Source organism: Actinomadura miaoliensis (assembly GCF_039536785.1).
In the GTDB taxonomy this organism is placed as follows: Bacteria; Actinomycetota; Actinomycetes; order Streptosporangiales; family Streptosporangiaceae; genus Spirillospora; species Spirillospora miaoliensis.
In genome coordinates this window covers 342,150-364,832 of the sequence record NZ_BAAAZG010000001.1, presented here as the reverse complement: position 1 = coordinate 364,832, position 22,683 = coordinate 342,150, and the positions used below count along the sequence as shown (strand labels likewise).

23 protein-coding genes are annotated in these 22,683 nt (G+C 70.7%); 16 read left to right on the top strand and 7 right to left on the bottom strand.

Annotated elements, in window-relative coordinates; all coding sequences use genetic code 11:
- Positions 1-80 precede the first annotated feature (80 nt).
- Positions 81-1,103, top strand: coding sequence for a zinc-dependent alcohol dehydrogenase family protein (locus ABD811_RS01750; protein WP_344939662.1), 1,023 nt, complete (start codon positions 81-83; stop codon positions 1,101-1,103).
- Positions 1,104-1,135: 32 nt separating this feature from the next.
- Here ABD811_RS01750 and ABD811_RS01745 read toward each other — a convergent pair whose 3' ends face one another.
- A complete protein-coding gene (locus ABD811_RS01745; protein WP_344939661.1) occupies positions 1,136-1,813 on the bottom strand; it encodes a TetR/AcrR family transcriptional regulator in 678 nt (225 codons plus the stop codon).
- 207 nt (positions 1,814-2,020) lie between these two features.
- On the opposite strand from ABD811_RS01745, the gene ABD811_RS01740 reads away from it, so the two are divergent.
- Complete coding sequence (locus ABD811_RS01740) at positions 2,021-2,428, top strand: hypothetical protein (protein WP_344939659.1); 408 nt, start codon at positions 2,021-2,023, stop codon at positions 2,426-2,428.
- The gene (locus ABD811_RS01735) at positions 2,410-2,892 is read left to right on the top strand and encodes an acyl-CoA dehydrogenase family protein (protein ID WP_344939657.1); all 483 of its coding nucleotides are present in this window, start codon (positions 2,410-2,412) and stop codon (positions 2,890-2,892) included. Before ABD811_RS01740 ends, ABD811_RS01735 begins: the two co-directional genes overlap by 19 nt.
- Here the strand turns inward: ABD811_RS01735 and map are convergent.
- Complete coding sequence (map, locus tag ABD811_RS01730; protein ID WP_344939655.1) at positions 2,864-3,646, bottom strand: type I methionyl aminopeptidase; 783 nt, start codon at positions 3,644-3,646, stop codon at positions 2,864-2,866. The two genes, ABD811_RS01735 and map, sit on opposite strands and share 29 nt — an antisense overlap.
- A gap of 65 nt (positions 3,647-3,711) precedes the next feature.
- Here map and ABD811_RS01725 point away from each other — a divergent pair, with 65 nt between their 5' ends.
- The 11 genes from ABD811_RS01725 (at position 3,712) to ABD811_RS01675 (ending at position 16,726) form a co-directional block, all read left to right on the top strand.
- A complete protein-coding gene (locus tag ABD811_RS01725) occupies positions 3,712-4,014 on the top strand; it encodes a helix-turn-helix domain-containing protein (RefSeq protein ID WP_344939653.1) in 303 nt (100 codons plus the stop codon).
- Positions 4,015-5,142: 1,128 nt separating this feature from the next.
- Positions 5,143-6,741 (top strand): DUF1593 domain-containing protein, encoded by a 1,599-nt coding sequence (locus ABD811_RS01720; protein WP_344939651.1) that lies wholly within the window; start codon positions 5,143-5,145, stop codon positions 6,739-6,741.
- 128 nt (positions 6,742-6,869) lie between these two features.
- The gene (locus ABD811_RS01715) at positions 6,870-7,901 is read left to right on the top strand and encodes a sugar phosphate isomerase/epimerase family protein (protein ID WP_344939649.1); all 1,032 of its coding nucleotides are present in this window, start codon (positions 6,870-6,872) and stop codon (positions 7,899-7,901) included.
- Between the two features lie 2 nt (positions 7,902-7,903).
- Positions 7,904-8,797: a transketolase gene (locus ABD811_RS01710; RefSeq protein ID WP_344939647.1), complete on the top strand. Its 894-nt coding sequence runs from the start codon at positions 7,904-7,906 to the stop codon at positions 8,795-8,797.
- Positions 8,794-9,747 (top strand): transketolase family protein, encoded by a 954-nt coding sequence (locus ABD811_RS01705; RefSeq protein ID WP_344939646.1) that lies wholly within the window; start codon positions 8,794-8,796, stop codon positions 9,745-9,747. The genes ABD811_RS01710 and ABD811_RS01705 overlap by 4 nt, the downstream gene beginning before the upstream one ends.
- Positions 9,747-11,216 (top strand): FGGY-family carbohydrate kinase, encoded by a 1,470-nt coding sequence (locus ABD811_RS01700; RefSeq protein WP_344939644.1) that lies wholly within the window; start codon positions 9,747-9,749, stop codon positions 11,214-11,216. Before ABD811_RS01705 ends, ABD811_RS01700 begins: the two co-directional genes overlap by 1 nt.
- Entirely contained in the window at positions 11,213-11,890 is a 678-nt protein-coding gene (locus ABD811_RS01695) for a DUF2291 family protein (RefSeq protein WP_344939643.1), read from the top strand. The genes ABD811_RS01700 and ABD811_RS01695 overlap by 4 nt, the downstream gene beginning before the upstream one ends.
- Positions 11,887-13,452 (top strand): sugar ABC transporter ATP-binding protein, encoded by a 1,566-nt coding sequence (locus ABD811_RS01690; RefSeq protein WP_344939641.1) that lies wholly within the window; start codon positions 11,887-11,889, stop codon positions 13,450-13,452. Before ABD811_RS01695 ends, ABD811_RS01690 begins: the two co-directional genes overlap by 4 nt.
- 1 nt (position 13,453) lies before the next feature.
- Positions 13,454-14,587, top strand: a complete 1,134-nt coding sequence (locus tag ABD811_RS01685; protein WP_344939639.1) for an ABC transporter permease — start codon at positions 13,454-13,456, stop codon at positions 14,585-14,587.
- Positions 14,588-14,655: 68 nt separating this feature from the next.
- A complete protein-coding gene (locus ABD811_RS01680; protein WP_344939638.1) occupies positions 14,656-15,645 on the top strand; it encodes a D-ribose ABC transporter substrate-binding protein in 990 nt (329 codons plus the stop codon).
- A 115-nt stretch (positions 15,646-15,760) separates the two neighbouring features.
- The gene (locus ABD811_RS01675; protein WP_344939636.1) at positions 15,761-16,726 is read left to right on the top strand and encodes a sugar-binding transcriptional regulator; all 966 of its coding nucleotides are present in this window, start codon (positions 15,761-15,763) and stop codon (positions 16,724-16,726) included.
- 566 nt (positions 16,727-17,292) lie between these two features.
- Here ABD811_RS01675 and ABD811_RS01670 read toward each other — a convergent pair.
- The 3 genes from ABD811_RS01670 to ABD811_RS01660 form a co-directional block, all read right to left on the bottom strand.
- Positions 17,293-18,066 (bottom strand): class I SAM-dependent methyltransferase, encoded by a 774-nt coding sequence (locus ABD811_RS01670; protein ID WP_344939635.1) that lies wholly within the window; start codon positions 18,064-18,066, stop codon positions 17,293-17,295.
- Complete coding sequence (locus ABD811_RS01665) at positions 18,063-18,545, bottom strand: hypothetical protein (protein ID WP_344939634.1); 483 nt, start codon at positions 18,543-18,545, stop codon at positions 18,063-18,065. The genes ABD811_RS01670 and ABD811_RS01665 overlap by 4 nt, the downstream gene beginning before the upstream one ends.
- Before the next feature lie 352 nt (positions 18,546-18,897).
- Positions 18,898-19,434 carry a YbhB/YbcL family Raf kinase inhibitor-like protein gene (locus tag ABD811_RS01660; RefSeq protein ID WP_425549349.1) on the bottom strand — a complete coding sequence of 179 codons (537 nt, stop codon included), beginning with the start codon at positions 19,432-19,434 and terminating at the stop codon, positions 18,898-18,900.
- 150 nt (positions 19,435-19,584) lie between these two features.
- Here ABD811_RS01660 and ABD811_RS01655 point away from each other — a divergent pair, with 150 nt between their 5' ends.
- Together ABD811_RS01655 and ABD811_RS01650 are read left to right on the top strand one after the other, a co-directional pair.
- Positions 19,585-20,277: a GntR family transcriptional regulator gene (locus ABD811_RS01655; RefSeq protein WP_344939631.1), complete on the top strand. Its 693-nt coding sequence runs from the start codon at positions 19,585-19,587 to the stop codon at positions 20,275-20,277.
- A 239-nt stretch (positions 20,278-20,516) separates the two neighbouring features.
- Positions 20,517-20,747, top strand: a complete 231-nt coding sequence (locus ABD811_RS01650) for a hypothetical protein (RefSeq protein WP_344939629.1) — start codon at positions 20,517-20,519, stop codon at positions 20,745-20,747.
- Between the two features lie 84 nt (positions 20,748-20,831).
- On the opposite strand, the gene ABD811_RS43840 is transcribed toward ABD811_RS01650, so the two are convergent.
- Positions 20,832-21,074 (bottom strand): transposase, encoded by a 243-nt coding sequence (locus tag ABD811_RS43840; protein WP_425549348.1) that lies wholly within the window; start codon positions 21,072-21,074, stop codon positions 20,832-20,834.
- 1,014 nt (positions 21,075-22,088) lie between these two features.
- Positions 22,089-22,682: a TetR/AcrR family transcriptional regulator gene (locus ABD811_RS01640; RefSeq protein ID WP_344939627.1), complete on the bottom strand. Its 594-nt coding sequence runs from the start codon at positions 22,680-22,682 to the stop codon at positions 22,089-22,091.
- Position 22,683 lies beyond the last annotated feature (1 nt).

The window sequence follows — 22,683 nt, the reverse complement described above, 5'->3', positions numbered from 1 at the left end:
CGCCGGTGCCTTCCCGCCGGGCCGGCCGGCGTCTTGGATGGCAGTGGCCCCCAGAGAGACCAACGGGAAGAAGGACCATCATGCGCGCCACTGTTCTGCACGCTCCGGGGGACGTGCGGGTCGAGGAGATCGACGACCCGCGGATCATCGAGCCGACCGACGCGGTCATCCGGCTGACGGCGGCCTGTGTGTGCGGTTCGGACCTGTGGCCCTACCGCGGTGCCGAGCCCGTCGACGGGCCGATGCCGATGGGGCACGAGTACGTGGGCGTGGTGGAGGAGGTCGGCAGCGAGGTCGCGACCGTCAAGCCGGGCCAGTTCGTGGTGGGTTCGTTCGTGGCCTCGGACGGTACGTGCGAGATCTGCCGGTCGGGCTACCCGTCCTCCTGTGTGCACCGGGTGTTCATGTCGCAGGTCGGCACCCAGTCCGAGCGTGCCCGGATTCCCTGGGCCGACGGCACGCTGGTGGCCACCCCCGGTGTTCCGGATTCCGATCTGATCCCCAGTTTGCTGGCGGCCTCGGATGTGCTGGGCACCGGCTGGTTCGGTGCGGTGGCCGCCCAGGCGGGCCCCAGCAGGACGGTGGCGGTCGTCGGTGACGGCGCGGTCGGTCTGCTGGGTGTGCTGGCCGCCCGCCGGCTGGGCGCCGAGCGGGTGGTGATCTTCAGCCGGCACGAGACGCGGCAGAGGCTGGCCCGCGAGTTCGGCGCGACCGACATCGTCACCGAGCGCGGCGACGAGGGAGTGGCCGCGCTCAAGGAACTGACCGGTGGGCTGGGCGCGCACTCGGTCATCGAGGCGGTCGGCACCCAGCAGTCGATGCAGCAGGCCATCCGCTCCACTCGCCCGGGCGGCCACATCGGTTTCGTGGGAGTCAGCCACGACGTCTCCCTCAACGGCCAGGAGCTGTTCTTCTCCCAGGTTCACCTGCACGGCGGCCCCGCCCCGGTGCGCCGGTTCCTGCCCGAGCTGATCGACCTGATCTGGCAGCGGAAGATCGATCCCGGCAGGGTCTTCGACCTCACCCTCCCGTTGGACCAGGCCGCCGAGGCCTACAGGGCCATGGACGAACGCCGCGCCATCAAGGCGCTCCTGACCCCCTGACCTTTGGGCCGAAAAGAGAACTGCTTCGCGGATTACGGCTTGGCGAAGCCAGTGGAGCAGAAGTCCCAGATCTCGTCGGCGGTGATGGGATGCGCGGTTCCGTCCTCGGGAGCACCGCTGGACTGGGCGGTGAACATCACCGTCTGCATCGTCAGCGCGGCGGCGTGTCGCGGCGTGGTGCCCGAGCGCAGTTTCCCGGCGGCCTCGACCTGGGTCATCAGCTCGGTGAACAGCGCCAGTAGCGGCGCGTGCGCGACCTTCACCTCGGCGGGGTGGGAGATCAGCAGCTGCGGCGCGAAGTCGGTGAACAGCGGGCGCTGCGCGGCCGGGTCGGGGCGGCACAGTTCGAACAGCGACTGGACGGCGACCTTGAGCCGTTCCACCGGGTCGGACGCGCCGGACGCGGCGGCGCGCAGCTGGTCGGCCGTGCGGCGCAGGGCGTCCTCGAACAGCGCCAGCAGCAGTTCGTGCTTGCCGTCGAAGTGCTGGTAGAAGCTGCGCAGCGACTGGCGGGACCGGTCGACGACCTCCTGCACGGTGAAGTCGGTGGTGCCCTTCTCCGTGATGATCGCCTGCGCCGCGTCCAGGAACCGCTCCACCCGCTGCTCGGCGCGCAGCTTGGCGGCCCTGGTGGAGCGCTCGACCGCGCGCCGCTTCCAGGCCGGCTCCTCGCCGGGGGCGGTCGCGGTCGGATCGGTCTCGTGCGCCATGTGTAGAACCTTACTGCGATGTGCATGTGACGAACGGATTTGAGATCCGCACTCACATTTCACAAGAACCCAGCATCCGAAAGTGACCCTAGTCACAACCCCGGTGTTCGCCGAGTACATCGCCTCGCTCTCCCGGCAGCTTGCGCCGTCCCCCGACGCCGACCCGGACACGCCCTGAGGCATCGGCTGGTCGCGATCGCGCCGACCATGGCGGAGGTGGTGCGGTACGCGGGAGGCTGGCTTTTCGACCGGGGGATGGCCGGATGGGAGGTCAACGTCCTCACCGCGGCCCGCCCCGGCTGCCGGGCGGCGCGCATTCTCGGCGCCCGCGTCGTCGAGCTGGAGGCGGCGCCGGCCCGTCCGGTGCGCGGGCCGCGGCCGCGGACACTGGCGGTGTGCACGGACCTGTACGCCACGGACGAGCGGATCCGCGACAGGCTGCTGGAGACCATGGCGACCGGCCGCCTGGCGGAGGTACGACTGTTCGGCGACCGGTGTCCGGAGGATCTCGACGGCGGCGTCGACCCGGTGCCGCACCGGCTGAGCGCGGCGGCGCGCACGTTCAAGGCCCACGCCCTCGCGGCGGCGTCCGCTCGATGTTCGTGGTCGACCTGACCGGGGGCGAGGTGGAGATGCGGCCGATCCCGAAGATGGGCCGCAACGCGGTCTCGTCCTACGAGCTGTTCATGGACGACTTCCGCGTCCCCGGGTCGGCGCTGGTCGGGGAGGAGGGCAGCGGGTTCAAGTACCTGCTGGACGGCATCAATCCCGAGCGGATCCTGCTCGCGCACGAGTCGCTGGGCATCGGCCGCGCGGCGCTGCTCCGGGCGGTGCGGTACGCGGGGGAGCGGGTCGTGTTCAACCGGCCGATCGGCCGGAACCAGGGCATCGCGTTCCCCCTCGCCGAGGCGTCGATGCGCCTGGACGCGGGGCCCCTACCGTTCCACGTCGGCGGCGAGCAGCGCGGGCCTGGCACCCGGCGCCGCGGTGCCCTCCGCCCTGGACACCGACCCTCCGGCCGGCCCCGGCACCTGAGCCGCGCCCGCCTCCTCACGGGTGCGTCTGCCTCGGCAAGGTGAGGATTTCGGCTCCGTCGGCGGTGATGGCGATCGTGTGCTCGCTGTGGGCCGTCCGGCAGCCCGTCGCGCTTCGGAGCGTCCACCCGTCGGCATCGGTGACGAGCTCGGCGGTGTCCGCCATGACCCACGGCTCCAGGGCGAGCAGCAGCCCAGGGCGCAGTTTGTACCCACGGCCGGGCCGTCCGGTGTTCGAGACGTGCGGGTCCTGGTGCATCGTCGATCCGATGCCATGACCTCCGAACTCGGTGTTGATCGGATACCCCGCCTCACTGAGGACCGAGCCGATGGCATGGGAGATGTCACCGATGCGGGCCCCGGGGCGGGCGGCGGCTATCCCCGCGCGCAACGCGCGTTCGGTCGCGCTGATCAGCGCGACGCTCTCCGGAGGCTTGGATTCGCCCACGATGAAACTGATGGCGGCGTCCGCGGCGACTCCGCCTTTGGAGACGGCGAGGTCGAGGGTCAGCAGATCCCCGTCGGCGAGCGTGTAGTCGTACGGCCGTCCGTGGAGCACGGCGTCGTTGACGGCCGTGCAGATGTAGTGGCCGAACGGCCCGCGTCCGAAGGACGGCTCATAGTCGACGTAGCAGGACTGGGCTCCGGCCTCGACGATCATGGTCTTCGTCCACCGGTCGATGTCCAGGAGGTTCGTGCCGATCGTGCTACGGCTCTTCAGCGTCTGCAGAATGTCGGCGACCAGGGCGCCCGTGTCCCTTGCTTGAGCCAGCTGGGCGGGGCTCAAAATCTCGATCATGCGGCGCCCTCTCATGCAACCAATAACTATACCGGCCATACTATACCGGTACTAGAATCGGAATCATGGTCAGGTTGCCGCTCACTCCCGCAGAGGTCGAACGCGGACAGCGCCTCGGCGCCCTGCTACGCCGGGCCAGGGGAGAGCGCTCGATGCTCGAGACCGCGCTCGACGCACGTGTCTCGCCGGAGACCCTCCGGAAGATCGAGTCCGGCCGCGTGGCCACCCCTGCCTTCCCGACCATCGCGGCGATCGCCGAAGTCCTCGGCCTCTCCCTCGACGCGGTGTGGGCCGAGATCAACCAGCCCGAACGTGGTGGTGAACCGGCCGGCTCCGGTCACCGCACACGTGAGCGGACGGCCTCGTGAGCCTCAGTCCCACGGCTGCGTTGGAAGCGCCGGCGAGACAGGAGGCGTGGGCGCGGCTCCAACCAATGTCCCTGGTCACTGCGGCTTAGCCGGGGAGGCGGCGGGGAAGCGGCAGGCGCGCGGCATCGCCGTCGCCGCGCTGACCGGGCTGGACTGGGGGCGCACCGTGCGCGCCGTCCGCATCAACGGCCTCGACACAGATCGCCGCCTACCAGAGCGCCGCCGCCGACGGCATCGGGGCCATCGGCAGCGGCGGACGCCTGGTCGACGCGGCCCACCTGCGCCACGTCGCCAATGTCCTGCACAGGGCCGCCCTGGCGGACACCGCTTCCCCGGCGTAAGACAAGCACCGCGCCGACCTCCATGCGCGCGGCAGCGGGGCGCCCGGCAACGCAAGCCATCTCCACCGTGCCGGCGCGCCGTCCGGGCGCCCCGCCGAGCGGCACCCGTGACAGGACGAGCTCGGCGGCGCCGCTCAGCGCTGGGGCTTCCGCCTGAGTCTCCCGACCGCCGAGTCCTGGCGGTTCGGCTCCCCGGGAAGGCCGAAGTCCCGGAGCCGCATGATGCCGTCCCGGCTCGCGGCCAGTCCGTGGCGTGTGTCCGGGGCAACCGAGACCTGCCCGCCGTGCCCGGTGAGGAAGCGCAGACATTGGCCCTGCCGGTCGTGCAGAGGCCCGCTCGACCGGCGGGTGCACCGCCTTCGAATGGCACGGGGGCGGTCGAGGAAGTCACTCTCACAGGGGGACCATTCCGTCCGAGCGGCAGGCGTCGCCGCCGCACGCGGGCGCCGCTTTCCGCGGTCGAGAGCTCCGGGGGAATCCGCCGGGCGTCCGTGTCTTTGCCGCAGGCGTCATAGAGACGTGCATAGCACTATTGACAGCATTCCTTCGATGCGTTACTCTCTGCTCGAATTAAAGATCGGCCTTGAATATATAGTCGTCAGGCTGCGGTCGCTTTCGTCGGCGTCCAGGCGGCAGACGTCGAAGAAACCCCCACCCCCTTCCCTCTGCCCTTCTTCTCGAAACCTTTCCTCGCCGACTTGCGGATAGTCGGCCGAAACATCCGTCAACGCTTCCGTATGGCGTTCTGCTGCGCCGATGTGGCGCATCGAGAAGGGATGTATGACGTATGAAGAAAGCCGCGGCATCGCCGGGTGCACCGCTGCTCAGGACGGCGGTGTCGGCCCTGGCCGTAGCCGTCGCCGGTTCCCTGCTGGCCGCCTCCCCGGCGACGGCCGAGGGGGCGGCGAAGAACGTCGAACGCTCCCCGGCCGGTCTGGAGGGCGGGCGGCAGAAGCCGCGTGTCATCCTGATGCACGACCCCGAACTGGACGACCAGAACACGCTCATCCGCTATCTGCTCTACAGCAACGAGTTCGATACCGAAGGGCTGGTGTACGCCAGCAGTGGCGTGCACTGGGCCGGTGACGGCAAGGGCACGAAATGGTTCGTGCCGGGACGGGAGTACACCCGGTTCGGACTGAACCTCTGCCCGTGTACGTCCTGGCGCTGGAAGCCCGGAGAACGCTTCATCCACGAGGCCGTCGACATCTACGAGAAGGTGTATCCGAACCTGCGGGTGCACGCCCAGGGATATCCGCTGCCCCAGGAGCTGAGGTCGCGGATACTCCACGGCAACATCGAATTCGACGGGGACGTCTCGAAGGACTCGCCCGGATCCGATCTGATCAGGCGGGCGCTGCTGGACGACCGGCCTGGCCCGGTGTACCTCCTCACCGGCGCGGGCCAGAGCACGATCGCCCGGGCGCTCAAGTCCATCAAGGATGAGTACGCGGGCACGCCGCAGTGGCCCGCCATCTACCAGAAGGTGTCCCGGAAGGGCATCATCCAGTCGTTCGGCGACCAGGACGACACCTACGCGAAATACATCAAGCCGAACTGGCCGGACATGGAGTTCCGCGAGATGGCCACCCGCATATGGGGGTACGGGGCGCGTAACGCCGTGCTCCCCGAGGACGCCGGGTACCTGTCCGCCGGATGGACGAAGGCCAATGTGTCGGACGTCGGCCCGTTCGGCGCGTTCTACCGGGTCTGGGGCGACGGGAAGCAGATGGTCCCCGGCGACATCTTCGACTACTTCGGCCACTCCGGCCTGACGGCCGAGCAGCTCAAGGCCATGGGCTACATCGTCTGGACCCCGCCGCAGGAGAAGGGATCGTGGATCTCCGAAGGAGATACGTCGATCTTCATGAACCTCGTCGCCAACGGTCTGCGCGGGCATGTCGACGCGAGCTACGGCGGCTGGGGCGGCCGGGACGGAACCGATGTCGATGCCGGCGGGCGGCCGTCCGCCGACTATGCGTCGTCCCGCTGGTTCGGCGCCGCCCAGCGGGATTTCGCCGCCCGGATGAGGTGGACGGTCACCTCCCGCTACTCCGCCGCCAACCATCGGCCCGCCGTCAAGGTGAGCGGGCGGCTGGACCGCGGTGTCCACCGGGGCCAGGCGGTGACACTCACCGGCCGGGTCACCGATCCCGATCGCGACAAGGCGACCGGCCGATGGTGGCGGTACGCCGACGCGGACACCTATCAGGGAGACCTCTCGCTCGCTCAGAGGTCGCTCGGGGGAAACCTCGTGCAGGTGCGGTTCCGCGTGCCCGACGACGCGAAGCCCGGCCAGACCATCCACCTCATCCTGCAGGGCACGGACAGCGGCTCGCCGGCCCTCACCGGGTACCAGCGCGTGGTGCTGACCGTCCGAGGCTGAGCCGCCGCCCGGCCCGGGCAGGGGGTCCCACGGGCTCGTCGCCACGGGTCATCCCGCCGGGCCGGGCCGGTGCTGGAGATCGCAAAGAGATCCTTGACGCCGATTTGTTCCTCCCTTAGCGTGCATGCATGTCTGATCGAGAGCGCATAAAAATTCACGACGCGGACGGGCCCGTCTTCGGGGCGGGAATCTGGCACTTCGCCACCTATGTCGACCGGTACGCCACCGACGGCTACGGCGAGCCGCGCACGGTGTTGGACGCCATCGAGCTGGCCGGGCAGGTCGAGGACCTGTCGGTGGTCGACCTCAACTGGCCCTTCCCGCCCGGCGGCATCGCCACCGCCGAGGTGAAGGACGCGCTGGCGGCGCGGAACCTGCGCGCCATCGCGGTCACGCCGGAGTTCTACACCGGCAGGTTCGCCAAGGGCGGTTTCACCAACCCCGATCCCGGGGTGCGGCGCGCGGCCATCGACCTGGTCGCCGCTTCGGCGGAGGTCGGGCGCGAGCTCGGGGTCGACTACGTCAAGCTTTGGCCGGGCCAGGACGGCTACGACTATCCGTTCCAGGCCGACTACGCCGACCTGTGGGACAAGTCGGTCGGCGCCGTCCGGGAGCTCGCGCTGGCGTTCCCCGACCTGAGGTTCGCGATCGAGTACAAGCCGCGTGAGCCGCGCAACCGGATGGTGTTCTCCTCGGTCGCGCGCACGCTGCTGGCGATCGAGGACATGGCCGTCGACAACGTGGGCGTGCTGCTGGACTTCGGCCACTCGCTGTACGGCGGAGAGACACCGGCGGAGGCGGCGCGGATGGCGATCGCGCGCGACAGGCTGTTCGCGATCGATGTCAACGACAACTTCCGCGGCTGGGACGACGACATGGTCGTCGGGTCGGTGCACCTTCTGGAGACGTTCGAGTTCTTCTTCGCGCTCCACGACGCGGGCTGGGACGGGGTGTGGCAGCTCGACCAGTTCCCCTTCCGTGAGGACCCGGTCGAGGCGGCGCGTACCGGGATCCGCACCATGAAGGCGTTCCACCGGGCGCTCGGCTACCTCGACCGCAAGGAGCTCGCCGACGCCCAGGCGGCGCAGGACGCTCTCGGCGCCCAGCGCATCGCCAAGCGCGCCCTGTTCCGGGCGCTCGCCGAGAGCGAGGCGGAGTGACGGTGCTGGAAACCCCGCTGCGGGTGGACGAGGCGACGGCCGCCTCCTACGTCGAGCGGAGCGCGCGGCTGCGGGCGGCGACACCCGCGCAGGCCGCCCCGGAACTGGCGAGGATCGCCACCGGGATCCGCCGGGACGTCCTCACCACCATCCAGGCGGCGCGGATGGGGCACGTCGGCGGTGACCTTTCGGTGACGGACCTGCTGGTGACCGCGATGTGGGGCACGCTTCGGCTCGACCCGCTCGACCCGTCCAACCCGCTGCGCGACCGCTTCGTGCTGAGCAAGGGACACTGCGCCGCGGCCCTGTACGCCACGCTCGCGTCCTGCGGGTTCTTCCCGCGTGAGCGGCTCACCGACTTCATGGCCCCGCTGTCACCGCTGAACGGCCATCCCAACCGGGTGAAGGTGCCGGGAGTGGAGACCAACACCGGACCTCTCGGCCACGGGTTCCCGGTCGCCACCGGCTGCGCGCTGGGCGCGAAGCTGCGCGGGGAGACCTGGCGCACGATCGTCGTGCTCGGCGACGGCGAACTGCAGGAGGGCAGCAACTGGGAGGCGGCGATGACCGCCGCCCACCACGAACTGGCCAATCTCACGGCCGTGGTCGATCGCAACCGGCTGCAGCAGGGCGCCCGCACCGAAGACACCAAGGCGCTGGAGCCGCTGGACGCCAAGTGGGCGAGCTTCGGCTGGGAGACGCGGGTCATCGACGGCCACGACCACGCGGCGATCAAGCAGGCGCTGGAACCGTCGACGACGGGCCGTCCGGTCGCCGTCGTGGCCAACACGATCAAGGGCAAGGGAGTGTCGTTCATGGAAGACCGGGTCGAGTGGCACCACAAGGTGCCCACCGACGAGCAGGTCCGGCTCGCCCTGGCGGAGCTGGCCGGATGACCGCCGTCACCGAACAGGCCCCCACGTTCGACTGCCGCGCCGACTTCGCCGACGAGCTGGCGGCCCTGGCCCGGGCCGACGAACGCGTGGTGGCGGTGTGCAACGACTCGGTCGGGTCCAGCAACCTGGTGAAGTTCCGGGAGGAGTTCCCCGACCGGCTCATCAACGTCGGCATCGCCGAACAGGACATGGTGGGCGTGGCGGCGGGGCTCGCCAACGCCGGCTTCATCCCGTTCGCGTCGGCGGCCGCGCCCTTCCTCACCGGCCGCGCCCTGGAGCAGATCAAGGCCGACGTCGTCTACAGCGACCGGCACGTCGTCCTGTGCGGGCAGAGCCCGGGGATGGCGTACGGCGAACTCGGCCCGACCCACCACTCCATCGAGGACATCTCGTGGATGCGGGCCGTCCCGGGCCTGCGGATCGTCGTGCCCGCCGACCCCCGGCAGACCCGCGACGCCGTCCGCTGGGCCGCCGAATGCGGGCGTCCCTCCTACATACGCATCCCGCGGTTCAAGGTGCCCGAGGTGACGCCCGCCGACGCGCCGTTCCGCGAGGGCGGGGCCGTCCGGCTCCGCGACGGCGGCGACGTCACCCTGATCGCGATCGGGACGATGGTCTCGCGCGCACTGGAGGCCGCCGCGCTGCTGGCCGGGGACGGAGTGGCCGCCCGCGTGGTGAACATGACGTTCGTCGAGCCGCTGGACGTGGCGGAGGTGCTGGCCGCCGCCGAGGAGACCGGGACGATCGTCACGGCGGAGGAGGGCCTGGTCTCCGGCGGGCTGGGCGCCGCGGTCGCCAGGGTCGTCGCCGAGCACCGTCCCGTGCCGGTGCGCATGCTGGGGGTCCCCGCGTTCGCGCCGACGGGCAGCACCGCGTTCCTGCTCGACCACTTCGGTCTCAACGCGACCGGGATCGCCGCGGCCGCGCGCGAGGCGCTGGGACGGGCCTGATGGGACCGTTCGTGCTGGCGATCGACCAGGGCACCAGCTCCACCAAGGCGCTGCTGGTGGACTCCGCCGGAGACATCGTCGCCCAGGCGAGCGCTCCGGTGTCCGTGCGTCATCCGGGCCCGGGGCTGGTGGAGCAGGACGCCGGGGAACTGCTGGCCAGTGTCCGTGCCGCCGTCGCCGCCTGCACGGACGGGGTCGACCCCGCGTCGGTCGCCGGGATCGGGCTGAGCACGCAGCGCGAGTCGGTGGTGCTGTGGGAGGCCGCGACCGGACGGCCGATCGCCCCGCTGGTCAGCTGGCAGGATCAGCGGGGCGCGTCCCGGGCGGCCGAGCTCGCCCGCGAGGGGCACGCGGATCTCGTCCGGCGGCGGACCGGGCTGCCCCTCGACCCGATGTTCTCGGCGCTGAAGATGACGGCCCTGCTTGACGAGCACGACCCCGCCCGGGACCGTTCCAGGCGGGGCGAGCTGCGGCTCGGCACCGTGGACGCGTGGCTGCTGACCTCGCTCACCGGCGCCTTCGTCACCGAGATCGGCAACGCCTCCCGCACCCAGCTGCTGAACCTGCGCCGCGGGGACTGGGACGCCGAACTGCTGGAGCTGTTCGACGTGCCGCGGGCGGCGTTGCCGGACGTCGTCTCCTCCACCGGCCCGTTCGCGGCGGCCGGCGACCTGCCCCCGCTGCCCGCGGGTGTGCCGGTGCTGGCCGTGCTGGGCGACTCCCACGCCGCGTTGTTCGCCCACGCGGGCTGGCGGCGCGGCGTCGTCAAGGTCACCTACGGCACCGGCTCCTCCGTCATGACCGTCACCGACGCCCCCGGGGCGGACGCGGCGGTCTGCGACACCATCGCCTGGTCGGTCAAGGAGGTGACGTTCGCGCACGAGGCCAACATCCGCTCCAGCGGACGCACCCTGACCTGGCTGGCCGAACTGCTCGACGTCCCCACCGACCGGATCGTGGAACTGGCGGCCGGGGCCGACGCGGGCGGCGTCACGCTCGTGCCCGCGTTCGGCGGGCTCGGCGCGCCCTGGTGGGACCCCCGGGCCGTGCCGGTCCTGGCCGGATTCGACTACGGAACCGGCCGCGCGCAGCTCGCCCGCGCCGCCCTGGAATCGGTCGCCCACCAGGTCGACGACGTGCTCGCCGCGATGCCCGGACTGCGCCGCGTCGTCGCCGACGGCGGCCTGACCCGCAGCACCGCCCTCATGCGGCTGCAGGCCGACCTCGGCGGCGTCGAGGTCGCCCGCACCCGTCACCACCAGCTGTCCGCGGGCGGCGCGGCCGACCTCGCCGGGCTGGTCCTGAACTGGTGGACCATGCCGGACCTGGAACAACGCGCCGACACAGACCTCGAGGTCTTCACGCCCTCATGGGGCGAGGAGCAACGCGGCCACGCCGTGGCCCGATGGCGCCGGCGTCTCGGGGCCGCCCGCGAACTCGGCGCACGCCCACCGGAGAGGACGTCATGACAACAGTTGGGGAACCACGGCGAGCCGGCGGGAGCGTCGGGCGCCGCCTCGGCCGGCTCACACTCGGCCGCGCCTGCCTGGCCGCGCTGGTCATCCTGATCGCCGCGATCCTGGCCGACACGACGTACCGCTCGGACGACGTCCAGCGCGCGGGCGAGACCCAGAAGTTCGACGCGGCCAGGTACGGCGCGCAGACCTACGAGTCCAAGGTCGTGCCCGCGATCCAGCAGAAGGCCGTCGACATCGTCACCCTGCACAAGGCCATCGCCGCCGACCCCGAGACGGCGGGCAGGCGGTACGGCAACCGGGAGGGCACCGGCCCCTACAGTTACGCCGTCTCCCTGACCGGAACCGCCGGGGACGCCGAGGCGGGACTTCTGCGGGTCGAGGTCCCCGATCTGGACGACACCCGGATCTCGGTCCAGATCGGCCCGGCCGTCAACGGCACCGCCCTGCGTGACGCCGTGGGGTTCATCAAGTTCGGCCAGTTCACCAACCAGGTCGAGTACGCCGACGCCGGCACCGCCCTCAACAACCAGGTCAAGGCCAAGGTGCTGGCCTCGCTCGACGTCGCCGCCCTCAAAGGCAAGGAGGTCACCGTGGTGGGCGCGATGACCCCGCTGACCCCCGACGTCCTGACGATCACCCCGATCTCCGTCAAGGCGGCGTCATGACCACCGCGCCCGAACGGCCCGCGGCCGCCGCCACCGCCCCGGTCCCGCCCGTGCTGCGCGCCGTCGACGTCACCAAGGTCTACGGCGGAACCCAGGCGCTCAAGGGCGTCTCCCTCGACATCGCCCCCGGCCGCGTCACGGTGCTGTTCGGGGAGAACGGCGCCGGCAAGTCGACCCTGATGAAGATCCTCAGCGGTGTCGAGCCGCCCACCACCGGACGGGTCGAACTCGACGGCCGGACGGTCTCCTTCGGCAGTGCCCGCGAGGCGGCCGACCAGGGCGTCTCGATCATCCATCAGGAACTGAGCCTCTGCCCGAACCTGAACATCCAGGACAACCTGTTCCTGGGGCGCGAGCGCACCCGCGCGGGGGTCCTCCTCGACGGATCCGCCGAGCGGTCGCTGGCCGCCGACGTGTTGCGCCGCCTGGACGGCGCGCTCGACCCCGGCCTGCCGGTCGGCGACCTGCGGCTGGGCCAGCAGCAGCTGGTCGAGATCGCCCGCGCGCTGCTCCAGGACGCCCGCATCCTGATCATGGACGAGCCGACCTCGGCGCTCAGCGCCCCCGAGGTCGAGGTGCTCTTCCAGGTCATCCGCGAACTGACCGCCGAGGGCGTCGCGATCGTCTACATCTCCCACCACCTGGAGGAGGCGCTGGACATCGCCGACGACGTCGCCGTCCTGCGCGACGGCGCCATGGTCGCCACCGCGGCCGCCGCCGACGTGGACCTGGCGTGGGTCGTCCGCACGATGGTCGGACGCGAACAGGACGACCTGTTCCCCGAGCGCGACCCGCACCCGGGCCCGATCGCACTGGAGGTCGACGGTCTGTCGGTGGCCGACCCCGCCAACCCCGACCGGCTCGCCGTCGACGGCGTGTCGTTCGGCATCCGCGCGGGGGAGACCGTCGGCATCTACGGGCTGATGGGCAGCGGCCGCACCGAACTGCTGGAATGCCTGGCCGGGCGGCTTCCCGCCGCCGCCGGACAGGTGCGCCTGCACGGCGAGCCGGTCACCGGGTCGATCCGGCGGCGCATCGGCTCCGGGCTGGTGCTGGTCCCCGAGGACCGCCAGCGCGACGGCCTCGTCCAGACGATGAGCGTCGGCCAGAACCTGTCCCTGGCGGCGCTGACCAGATTCCTGCGGGGGCTGCTGGTGAACCGCGGCGCCGAACGCGCCGCCGTCACCTCGATGATCGACGACGTCACCGTCAAGGCCGCCGGGCCCGACGCGCCGATCGGCTCGCTCAGCGGCGGCAACCAGCAGAAGGTCGTCATCGGCCGGGCCCTGATGACCGGGCCGCGCGTGCTGCTGCTGGACGAACCGTCCCGCGGCGTGGACGTGGCCGCCAAGGCCGACGTCTTCGAGCTGATGGCCCGCCAGGCCGAACGCGGCCTGGCCGTCCTGTTCACCACATCCGAGACCGAAGAGGCGCTGAACATTCCGGACCGCCTGCTCGTCCTGGTCCGCGGCCGCCTGGTCGCCGACCTGCGCGCGGGCGAGATCACCCGCGACCGGCTGATGAGCCTGGCCGACGGCGCCGACCTCCAGCGGGGGGCGTGAGATGACCGACACCCTGACCCACGACCACGCGAGCGCCGCCCGGCGGCGCCGTCAGGCCGCCGCCGAGGCCCGACGGCTCAGGACGCTGAACTCGATCTTCGAACTCCGGGCGTTCATCGCGCTCGGCGTGCTGATCGTCGTGTTCAGCCTGCTGTCCGACTCCTTCCTCACCGTCGACAACCTCATCACGATGACCAAGCACGTCGCCATCAACGCCGTGCTGGCGCTGGGCATGCTGCTGGTCATCCTCAAGGGCGGCATCGACCTGTCCGTCGGCTCGATCGTCGGCCTGTCGGGCGTCGTGGCCGGCGAACTCCTCCAGGGCGTCCACCTGGAGTTCTTCGGCGTCATCGCCTACCCGCCGGTGTGGGCCGTGGTCGTTCTGTGCGTCGCCGTCGGCACGCTCGTCGGCACCGTCAACGGCATCCTGATCACCCGGTTCAACGTGGCGCCGTTCATCGCGACCCTCGGCATGCTGTACGTCGCCCGCGGCGCCGCCCTCCTGATCTCGGACGGGACCACCTACCCCGACCTGGCCGGGGACCCCGGCACCGGCAACACCGGCTTCGGCTGGATCGGCAGCGGACGCCCCCTCGGGCTGCCCGTGGCCATCTGGATCATGATCATCCTCGCGGCCGCCGTCGCGATCCTGCTGCGCTCCACCCCGTTCGGCCGCTGGCTCTACGCCACCGGAGGCAACGAACGGGCCACCGAGCTGACCGGCGTCCCCGTCCGCAGGGTCAAGACGATCGTCTACATGGTCTCCGGCGCCTGCGCCGCCATGGCCGGCGTCATCATCGCCTCCGAACTGACCTCCGCCGCCCCGCAGGCCGGAGACAGCTTCGAGCTCAACGCCATCGCGGCCGTCGTCATCGGCGGCGCCGCCCTGTCCGGCGGCCGCGGCAACGTCCGCGGCACCCTCGTCGGCGCGTTCGTCATCGGCTTCCTCGCCGACGGCCTGGTCATCCTCGGCGTCTCCACCTTCTGGCAGATCTTCATCAAGGGCACCGTGATCGTCGTCGCGGTCATCCTCGACCAGAGCCAGCAGCGCTTCCAACGCCGCCGCGCCGCCGCCTCGGCCGTCGCCGTCGCCACGACGGACGACCCCGCCGACACCACGACGAAAGCCACCTGAGCCCCACCCCACCCCGCCCCGTGCGGAAACCCACCCCACGGCCTAACGGCCACGCGTTAGGAGCCACCATGTCCCACCCCAACCGTCGCCTGGTGATTCGGGCCGCCGCGGTCCTCGCCGCGGGCGCCCTGACATTGACCGCCTGCGGGTCGTCCGACGACTCCGGAACCGCGAAGGCGGCCGGCGGCTCGGCCAAGAGCAACCTCATCGCGATCATCACGCCGTCGCCCGACAACCCCTTCTTCAAGGCCGAGGCCGACGCGGCCAGGAAGAAGGCCGAAAGCCTCGGCTACCAGACCTCGGTCGCCTCGCACGACGACGACCCGAACAAGCAGAGCGAGCTGATCGACGCCGCCATCTCCCGCAAGGCCGCCGCGATCATCCTCGACAACGCGGGCGCCGACGCGTCGATCGGTCCCGTGCAGAAGGCCACCAACGCCGGGGTCCCGGTCTTCCTGATCGACCGGGAGATCAACAAGACCGGCGTCGCCAAGGCCCAGATCGTCTCCAACAACGCCCAGGGCGCCCAGCTCGCCGCCCAGGCGTTCGTCAAGGCGATGAAGGGCAAGGGCAACTACGTCGAGCTGACCGGCAAGGAGTCCGACACCAACGCCGGCGTCCGCTCCAAGGGCTTCAACGACGTCATCTCCCAGTACCCCGACCTCAAGCGCGTCGCCAGGCAGACCGCCAACTGGGACCAGCAGGAGGCCTTCGCCAAAATGGAGACCATCCTCCAGCGCAACCCCGACGTCCAGGGGGTGATCGCCGGCAACGACACCATGGCCGTGGGCGCGGTCGCCGCGCTGAAGGCCGCGAAGAAGACCGATGTGGTCGTGGTCGGGTTCGACGGCAGCCCCGACGCCATCGCGCAGATCAAGGCGGGGACCATGCACGCCACCGCGCTCCAGCCCGCCCCGCTCGGCGCCCAGCGGGCCGTCGAGCAGGCCGACAGGTTCATCAAGACCGGCTCGACCGGGCAGCCGGAGAAGCAGGCGATCGACTGCGAGCTCGTCGACAAGTCCAACGCCGACCAGTACGGCGTCTTTGCCAGACTCTGACGCGAAAACGGCCAGGGCGCGAACGCCCCCGCCGGGCTTTCGCCCCTGGCCGACCCAGCGTCTACCATGCCAACTGGGCGCCCCACGGCGCCCGCGTGAGGAGCTACCACCCGTGGTGACCGCATCGACGCCCAGCCCCGACCACCTCCGGCTGCTGGTCAAGGTGGCGCGCATGTACCACGAGCGAGGGCTCCGGCAGCCCGAGATCGCCGAGCGGCTCAACATGTCGCAGGCGCGGGTGTCCCGCCTGCTCAAGGAGGCCGCCGACCGCGCCGTCGTCCGCACGGTCGTGGTCTCGCCCGAGGGCGTCCACGCCGAGCTCGAAGACGCCCTCATCAAGGAGTACGGGCTGCGCGACGCGGTCGTCGCCGACGCCGGCGGCGCCGGGACCGACGTCATCCCCGCGCTCGCGGCCGCCACCGCCACCTATCTCGACGCCACCCTCAAGGGCGGCGACGTCATCGGGATCTCCTCCTGGAGCGCCACCCTCCTGGAGGCGGTCAACGTCATGCCCGCCAAGACCAACTCCGTCGCCCACGAGGTCGTGCAGATCGTCGGCGGATCGGGCAGCCCCGAGGTCCAGCTCCACGCCACCCGGCTCACCAGCCGGCTCGCCGAACTCACCGGGGCCCGGCCGGTCTTCGCCCCCTGCGCCGCGCTCGTGCACAGCCGCGAGCTGCGCGACCTGCTGTCGAAGGAACCCGACGTCGCCGAGGTCATGCAGACGTGGGCGCGGCTCACCCTCGCCTTGGTCGGCATCGGCACCCTGGAGCCGTCCCCCCTGCTGCGCCGGTCGGGCAACGCCATCACCCCGGAGGACAAGCGCCAGCTCGAAGAACTCGGCGCCGTCGGAGACGTCTGCACCCGCTACTTCGACGCCGACGGCCATCCCGTCAACGCCGACTTCGACGACCGCATCATCGGCATCGACCCCGACCAGCTCCGCGCGGTCGACCGCCGTATCGGCGTCGCCGGAGGCGAATCCAAGGTCGCCGCCATCCGGGGAGCGGCCCGCGGCGCTTGGATCAACATCCTCATCACCGACGCCGACACCGCCAAGGCACTCCTGAAGAGCCCGTAACACCCCGCGACTCGCCAGCCGCACCGGGAACACGCGGATGAACGCCTCACCTTTGAGCCATCGGGCCGCGGCGTCCGGACGAGACACTGACGGCATTCCGCGAGGCCGTGGAGACATTCCGCCGCCTGGCCCGCGCCGCCCCGCCGAACCCGAAGCCAAGGGGATGCCGCGCTTCACGCCGGCCGCCCAGGCCGGGGTGCCGCTGCGGCTGGGCCGCACCCTCGCCGCCCTCCACGAGGCTGTGCGGATATGGGCCGCCTGAATCAGGAGGCCCCAGACGGCCGCGATGCCCGGAGCGAGACCGCGCAGGGAAGGGGGCGTCTACCGGCCACAGCCCCCAGATCGGCAGCCTCCTGCCGGTCTATCTCCCGGCCACCGGCGCCCTGCTTGCGGCCGTGTCCCTCATGGCCGCCGGATGGGACGGCGCCGTCACCGACTGCCCGGGCTTCTCGCGTGACGGCCGCTGATCCGTACGCCACGAGGGATTCACCCCGGGGCCCTGACGTGCGTCTATGTATGCCGCCGACGGAAGTGCCGTAGCCTCCACGCTCGGTTTTCGTCGGAAGTCAAGCGTCGGCTTTGCGACCCACCAGGTGGAAGACCCGGCTGAGCTGGCGATACGGGTCCCGGCGGCTTGCCTGCAGTTCGACGGCCGCCACGGCCGAGACCTCCTCGGTCGCCGCGAGGTCCAGCCAGTCGCTGAAGAGCCATACGCCGTACCAGGCCACCGCTTCCACCTCGTCGGCTCGGAACAGCTCCGCCAGCTCCTCGACGGTGTCCGCACGGGTGTCGACCCCGAGAACCCCGCGTTCACCGGTGGATTCGAAGGCTTGCAGCGCGTCGGCCCAGCGGCGCTCCAGTGCGGGGCGGACCGCCAGCGTCCTGGCGTTGAGGGCCATCACCGACACGATTCCGCCGCTGGCCGCGCACCTGCACAGAGACGTGATCAGCGGGCCGGGGTGGTCGACGTACATGAGAACGCCGTGGCAGAGCACAGCCTCGAAGCGCTGACCGCTGGTCGCCTCGGCGGCGTCCTCACCGCGGGCCTGTACCAGCCGGACGCGGTCGCGCACCTTCGGCGCCTCGGATGCCAGCTTCTGCTCGGCCTTGGCCAGCATCGCGGGGGAGGGGTCGAGCAGGGTCACCTCGTAACCGGCCCGAGCAAGAGGCAACGACTGATGGCCTGCCCCTCCCCCCACGTCCAAGACGGTTCCCGGTGGCTCGGTGAGGTGCTCCATCAGCTGATGGTGGAGGACGTAGGTGCGGACCTGCCCCTTCACCGTCGCGTATGCCCCGTCTACGAACCGGTCGGCAAGGGAAGCCCAGACGTCATCGCTCATGGCCGCCATCCTCGCAACGGGGGCCAGCCGGAGATTTGCAAATGACCGATGCCCGCCATTGGGGGACGCCCACCGAGACACTCTCCGGCGCGAACACCGAGACAACCCGGGGATGTCGTCTCACATAACCAGGAGATTGCGGGGAGTTCGGAGAGCGGCGACCCGCGCCGATGCGGCTGTGGACAGCCGATACCGAACTCCCACAACCGGCGACTGTGCGATCGGCGCGCCCCGGCGAACGCCAGCGTCAGGCCCGCCAGGGCGGCCAAGTCCTCCAGCAGCACGCTGACGAACGTGGGGTCGTCGGTGCGGCGGATGTAGGTCCGCACCGGCAGGCCCTCGTCCCGGGCGTCGCCGCGCACCTGCCGCCGGGCCGGGCGCCCGAGATCGAATGGGTCGTCGACATCGCCACCATGACCTTCGGCGCCGACCGCGTGGTACGTCAGGCGGGACGTTCCCAGATCGCCGTTACAGAACACCGCTCAGCCTCACTGTCCTGAGAAACGGCTCTGAACGACCCTGACCGGCGCAGACGCTCTACTTTGGCTCCTGCCCGCACTGACCGGAGTGGACGGCTTGGAACAACTGGTCGGCCGCCACGGACCGGGGCGACGCGATGCCGTGGCCCCGTCGCCACTATCGACGACATGGCGGCCGGTTCTGGGTTCGCCGCCTGGACGGCCGAACAGTTCGGGCGCGTCGGACTTGAACACGCGGTTCACATTCCACTGAATCAGTGGGCGCCCCTGGCCGCGGTGAATAGCGGGTGACCGCCTCAAGGATGGTTCTCGGCCAGGATCGGGGCCGAGAACCATCCTTGAGGTCTGCTCGTCAGGCGGGGGTTTCCGCGGTGGCGACCAGGACCGCGCGGCCGAGGGTGTGGCCGGACATGGTGAAGCCGAGGAAGGCCGGAGTGGCGTCGGCCGGGACGCCGATGTGCTCGACATCGAGGGCGTGCACCACGACGAAGTAGCGGTGCGGGCCGTGCCCGGCAGGCGGAGCGGCGCCGATGAAGCGGGACGCGCGGGCGTCGTTGGGCAACTGGAAGGCGCCCTCGGGAAGGCCCGAGCCGGTGTCGTCGCCGGCGCCCTCGGGCAACTCGGTGACGGTGGCGGGGATGTCCGCGACCGCCCAGTGCCAGAACCCCGACCCGGTGGGCGCGTCGGGGTCGTAGACGGTGACGGCGTAGCTCTTGGTGCCTTCCGGGGCACCGCTCCAGGACAGCTGCGGAGAGATGTCCTTCCCACCGGGGACACCGGAGGAGAACTGCTCAGGCGACCAGGCGGCGCCGTCGGTGACGGAGGTGCTGGTGACAGTGAAGGACGCCGCCTCGGGAAGGCGGGCGAAGGGATCGTTGGCGCTCATCACGTCGTTCCTTTCAGGCCGTGCGGTGGTGGGTAGTGCGGCCGACGGAGGCCCTGCCCGGCAGCGTCGCTGGGGGGCACCGCCTCTCGTCCGGCCGCAAATCGACGATAACATAGATAATCGATTATTTGCCCGATCGTCTATGCTCAGAGCATGACCCAGACGGCCCCTACCTCGACCTCGCCGGGGAAGCAGATGCTGTCCGAGCAGGTCTACGCGCACCTGCGGGACGCGATCATGCGGGGGAAGTACGCCCCCGGTGATGCCCTCAAACCGCACGACCTCGCCAAGGAGCAGGGCGTGAGCCTGGCCGTCGTGCGCGAGGCGCTCGTGCGGGCGGTCGGCGAGGGGCTCGCCGACCGGCTGCCCAACCGCGGCTTCGCCGTCCCGGCCTTCTCCGACCGCCGCTGGCAGGAGATCGCCGAGGCCCGCCGGACCATCGAACCGGTCATGCTGCGCATGTCCATCGAGCGCGGGGACGTCGACTGGGAGGCGCGCGTACGAGCCGCCCACCACCGTCTGAGCCGCACCCCGGCCTACGTGCCGGAGGAGGGCGAGTACTACAGCGGCGCATGGTCCGAAGCCCACCGGCTCTTCCACCGCACCCTGCTGGAGGGGTGCGGCAACCCCTTCCTGCTCGAGACCTTCGACCGGATGTGGACCGCGAGCGAGCTGGCCCGCCGCTGGTCGGCGCACCGCGACCCCGATCGGGACGCCATCGGCGAGCACCGCCGGCTGGAGGAGGCGACACTGGCCCGCGACGCCGACACCGCGGCCGAGGTACTGACCCAGCACCTCACCTCGACCGTGGCCGCACTGACCCGCGGACCCGCGAAGAAACCCTGATGCACCCTGCCCGCCGCGCCGCACGACTCAACCTGGTCACCAACCCGTTGAGGTGAGCGCGGGCCGCTGCTGTCACGACGTCGTCAACACCCTGCACTCCTCCCCGGCCTGCGCGCGGGAGACGGAGGACGGACTGGCGGCGCTCGGGCGGTTGGAGCGCGGCTCTACGGTCTACTTTGCGGTCGGGGAGGGCGCGGGCTCCGATGCGCCCGCCGGATCGCCCTTCGCCGGAGTTTCCTTTGGGGTCGGCGGCACAGCGGCACTGCGACCAGGAACACCACCAGGGAGGCGGGAGGGCCGTCGGCGCCATCACCATCGACGCCCTGTCGCTCAACCGCTTCGAGGCACCCGGCTGGGCGTCGATGACCGCCCGCGCCCAGCTCGCCGACCGCTTCGGCACCAAGCCCCCAGCGTCGCGCTGCTGGTCACCGCCCGCCAGGGCACCGTCGATGCCGCCGGCCGCGAAGTGACCCGCGAACTGGCCGCCTGGCCCGGCGTCGGCGACACCTGGTCCTACTTGAGCCGCGGTGCCGCCGCAGCAAGCTCCTACAACTTCAACCACCGGCATCCGGAGCGGTACATCCCCGCCGTGCGCACAGCCACCACGCTGGCGGCGGCGTCCAGAGGAAATACAGTTCCTGATCGTTCAGCACCAGGCGCCGACCTGGAACGACAAATGACAAGAACACGCCGATCTGGCAGTTGGTGAGCCTCTCCGCAGCGCCGGTGTACTGCCGTTGCACTCCCGCCGACGCGGCCCCGCTTCTCAGCCCCAATGTCGTCGACCGCCACAACACCGTCCGCCGAACCGGGAGTTCTGCCGGGCGAAATTAGCGGGGTGGCAGGCGACTGCCCCTCAACATCCTCGCCGACCCTGAGCCGAAGGGCAGGCAGACGTGCCAACGCAGGACGCGGTCGGGGGCAGTGGGCGTTCACCCTCTGGCGCCGGGGCCGCCCTGTGCGAGATCGTTGCGATGCGCCTGCTCAACGGGAAGCGGCCGCGGCCTTGTCGTACGTGGTGGGCGGGGTGAGGAACCGGGCGTCGCTGCGCGCGGTGGCCGACCGCAGCGGTTGCACGGACGGCGCCCTGGCGCCTTGCCGCCATCGGCAAGGCTTGCGCGGTCGCGCCTCCCCAATGCAGAGCAGCTCGTTGCCGTAGAGCGCGCCCGTCGAGCAGGCCCTGGAGCGATGTCGGCCGTCCTTTGGGCAAGGAAAGAGTGGCGCAAGCCGCGCTCTTCCCCGGGTGGGAAGCAGCGATGGATGAAGTTGGACCGCTGGGCAGGTCGGTGGCTCGTTCTTCACGCCGCGCCGGAGCGGAACGCGCTGGTGTAGCTGGGGGATGCGGCGCGTGAGGTGCGTGGTGTCGGCGGCAGGGGTGTCAGCGGCTCGCATCACGGGCGATCGCGTGGGCGTTCGTGACGTAGGCGCCGGTGGGGCGCGCGTCTTTGGTTCGTGGGTTGGTGAGTGACGCGGCCCCGTCCTGTCCTTTGCCGTGTTCGTACCGTTGACGGCGCCGGGGCTTGACGTCCCGCCAGGTGGCCCTGTGGTGCGGATGCGGTCGAGCGCTGCTGGGAAACGGCGACGGGGGCGCGCCTGGCCCGGTACTCCTGGGTGCTCGGCCTGTTGTCACTGGTTTGTGTCGGTGCCGCTCGCTGGTCAACCGGGCTGGGGTCAGGATGAGCTGCGTGTGCGTGTTGGGGGAGTGGCCGGTTCGGTGGCAGGGGAGATGGGCGTCGGCGGTGGGGGTGGGGGGAGGCTGGGGCGGCCGGTGATCTGCTCCGGGTGTGATCTGGCCGGGGGCGGCACTGAGTTCACTGATCGGAGGTCATCATTCCTTCGAGCATCAAATGGAGATGAGTTCGAAAGTCGCTCACCACCTTCGGATGGTCTGTGCGAAGCATCCCACGACGCCGGGCGAGCACTCCGGAGCCGAGAAAGCCGTGCACGGTCCATACCATCATGCCCAGCATGTAATAGACGTTGACGCGGTCCGGGACCGCGTCCCGGGTCTTCTGTGCGACCATCCGGAACAACGGCCGAGGATAACGATCCTCCAGGTCCACGATATCGGCCGCGTCGGCCACCCAGCGGTGCGCCCACAGCGCCCTGATGTAGGGATGGCTGACATGGAAGTCAAGATAAGCGTCGGCGATGTGATGCACGCACTCACGGCCTGGTGGACAGCTGTCCGCCGCCGTTTTCAGGGCCGCCCACTCGGCCTCGAAGGCGCGCTGCATCACCGTCAGGTACAGTTGCCGCTTGTTTCCGGCCTCGTCGGCAATCCCCGAAACGGGGACGCCCAGCGCGTCGCCGATCATTCCAAGTGACGTGCCATCGTAGCCGAGTTCCGCGAACAGTCTGGTCGCCGTATCGACGATCTGATCTATTTCAATGCTATTTTTCATC

Bases quoted from the DNA above. Each gene is read 5' to 3' on its own strand.
- ABD811_RS01750 (WP_344939662.1), top strand. From the start codon at position 81: ATGCGCGCCACTGTTCTGCACGCTCCGGGGGACGTGCGGGTCGAGGAG.
- ABD811_RS01745 (WP_344939661.1), bottom strand. From the start codon at position 1,813: ATGGCGCACGAGACCGATCCGACCGCGACCGCCCCCGGCGAGGAGCCG.
- ABD811_RS01740 (WP_344939659.1), top strand. From the start codon at position 2,021: ATGGCGGAGGTGGTGCGGTACGCGGGAGGCTGGCTTTTCGACCGGGGG.
- ABD811_RS01735 (WP_344939657.1), top strand. From the start codon at position 2,410: ATGTTCGTGGTCGACCTGACCGGGGGCGAGGTGGAGATGCGGCCGATC.
- map (WP_344939655.1), bottom strand. From the start codon at position 3,646: ATGATCGAGATTTTGAGCCCCGCCCAGCTGGCTCAAGCAAGGGACACG.
- ABD811_RS01725 (WP_344939653.1), top strand. From the start codon at position 3,712: ATGGTCAGGTTGCCGCTCACTCCCGCAGAGGTCGAACGCGGACAGCGC.
- ABD811_RS01720 (WP_344939651.1), top strand. From the start codon at position 5,143: ATGAAGAAAGCCGCGGCATCGCCGGGTGCACCGCTGCTCAGGACGGCG.
- ABD811_RS01715 (WP_344939649.1), top strand. From the start codon at position 6,870: ATGTCTGATCGAGAGCGCATAAAAATTCACGACGCGGACGGGCCCGTC.
- ABD811_RS01705 (WP_344939646.1), top strand. From the start codon at position 8,794: ATGACCGCCGTCACCGAACAGGCCCCCACGTTCGACTGCCGCGCCGAC.
- ABD811_RS01700 (WP_344939644.1), top strand. From the start codon at position 9,747: ATGGGACCGTTCGTGCTGGCGATCGACCAGGGCACCAGCTCCACCAAG.
- ABD811_RS01695 (WP_344939643.1), top strand. From the start codon at position 11,213: ATGACAACAGTTGGGGAACCACGGCGAGCCGGCGGGAGCGTCGGGCGC.
- ABD811_RS01690 (WP_344939641.1), top strand. From the start codon at position 11,887: ATGACCACCGCGCCCGAACGGCCCGCGGCCGCCGCCACCGCCCCGGTC.
- ABD811_RS01685 (WP_344939639.1), top strand. From the start codon at position 13,454: ATGACCGACACCCTGACCCACGACCACGCGAGCGCCGCCCGGCGGCGC.
- ABD811_RS01680 (WP_344939638.1), top strand. From the start codon at position 14,656: ATGTCCCACCCCAACCGTCGCCTGGTGATTCGGGCCGCCGCGGTCCTC.
- ABD811_RS01670 (WP_344939635.1), bottom strand. From the start codon at position 18,066: ATGAGCGATGACGTCTGGGCTTCCCTTGCCGACCGGTTCGTAGACGGG.
- ABD811_RS01655 (WP_344939631.1), top strand. From the start codon at position 19,585: ATGACCCAGACGGCCCCTACCTCGACCTCGCCGGGGAAGCAGATGCTG.
- ABD811_RS01640 (WP_344939627.1), bottom strand. From the start codon at position 22,682: ATGAAAAATAGCATTGAAATAGATCAGATCGTCGATACGGCGACCAGA.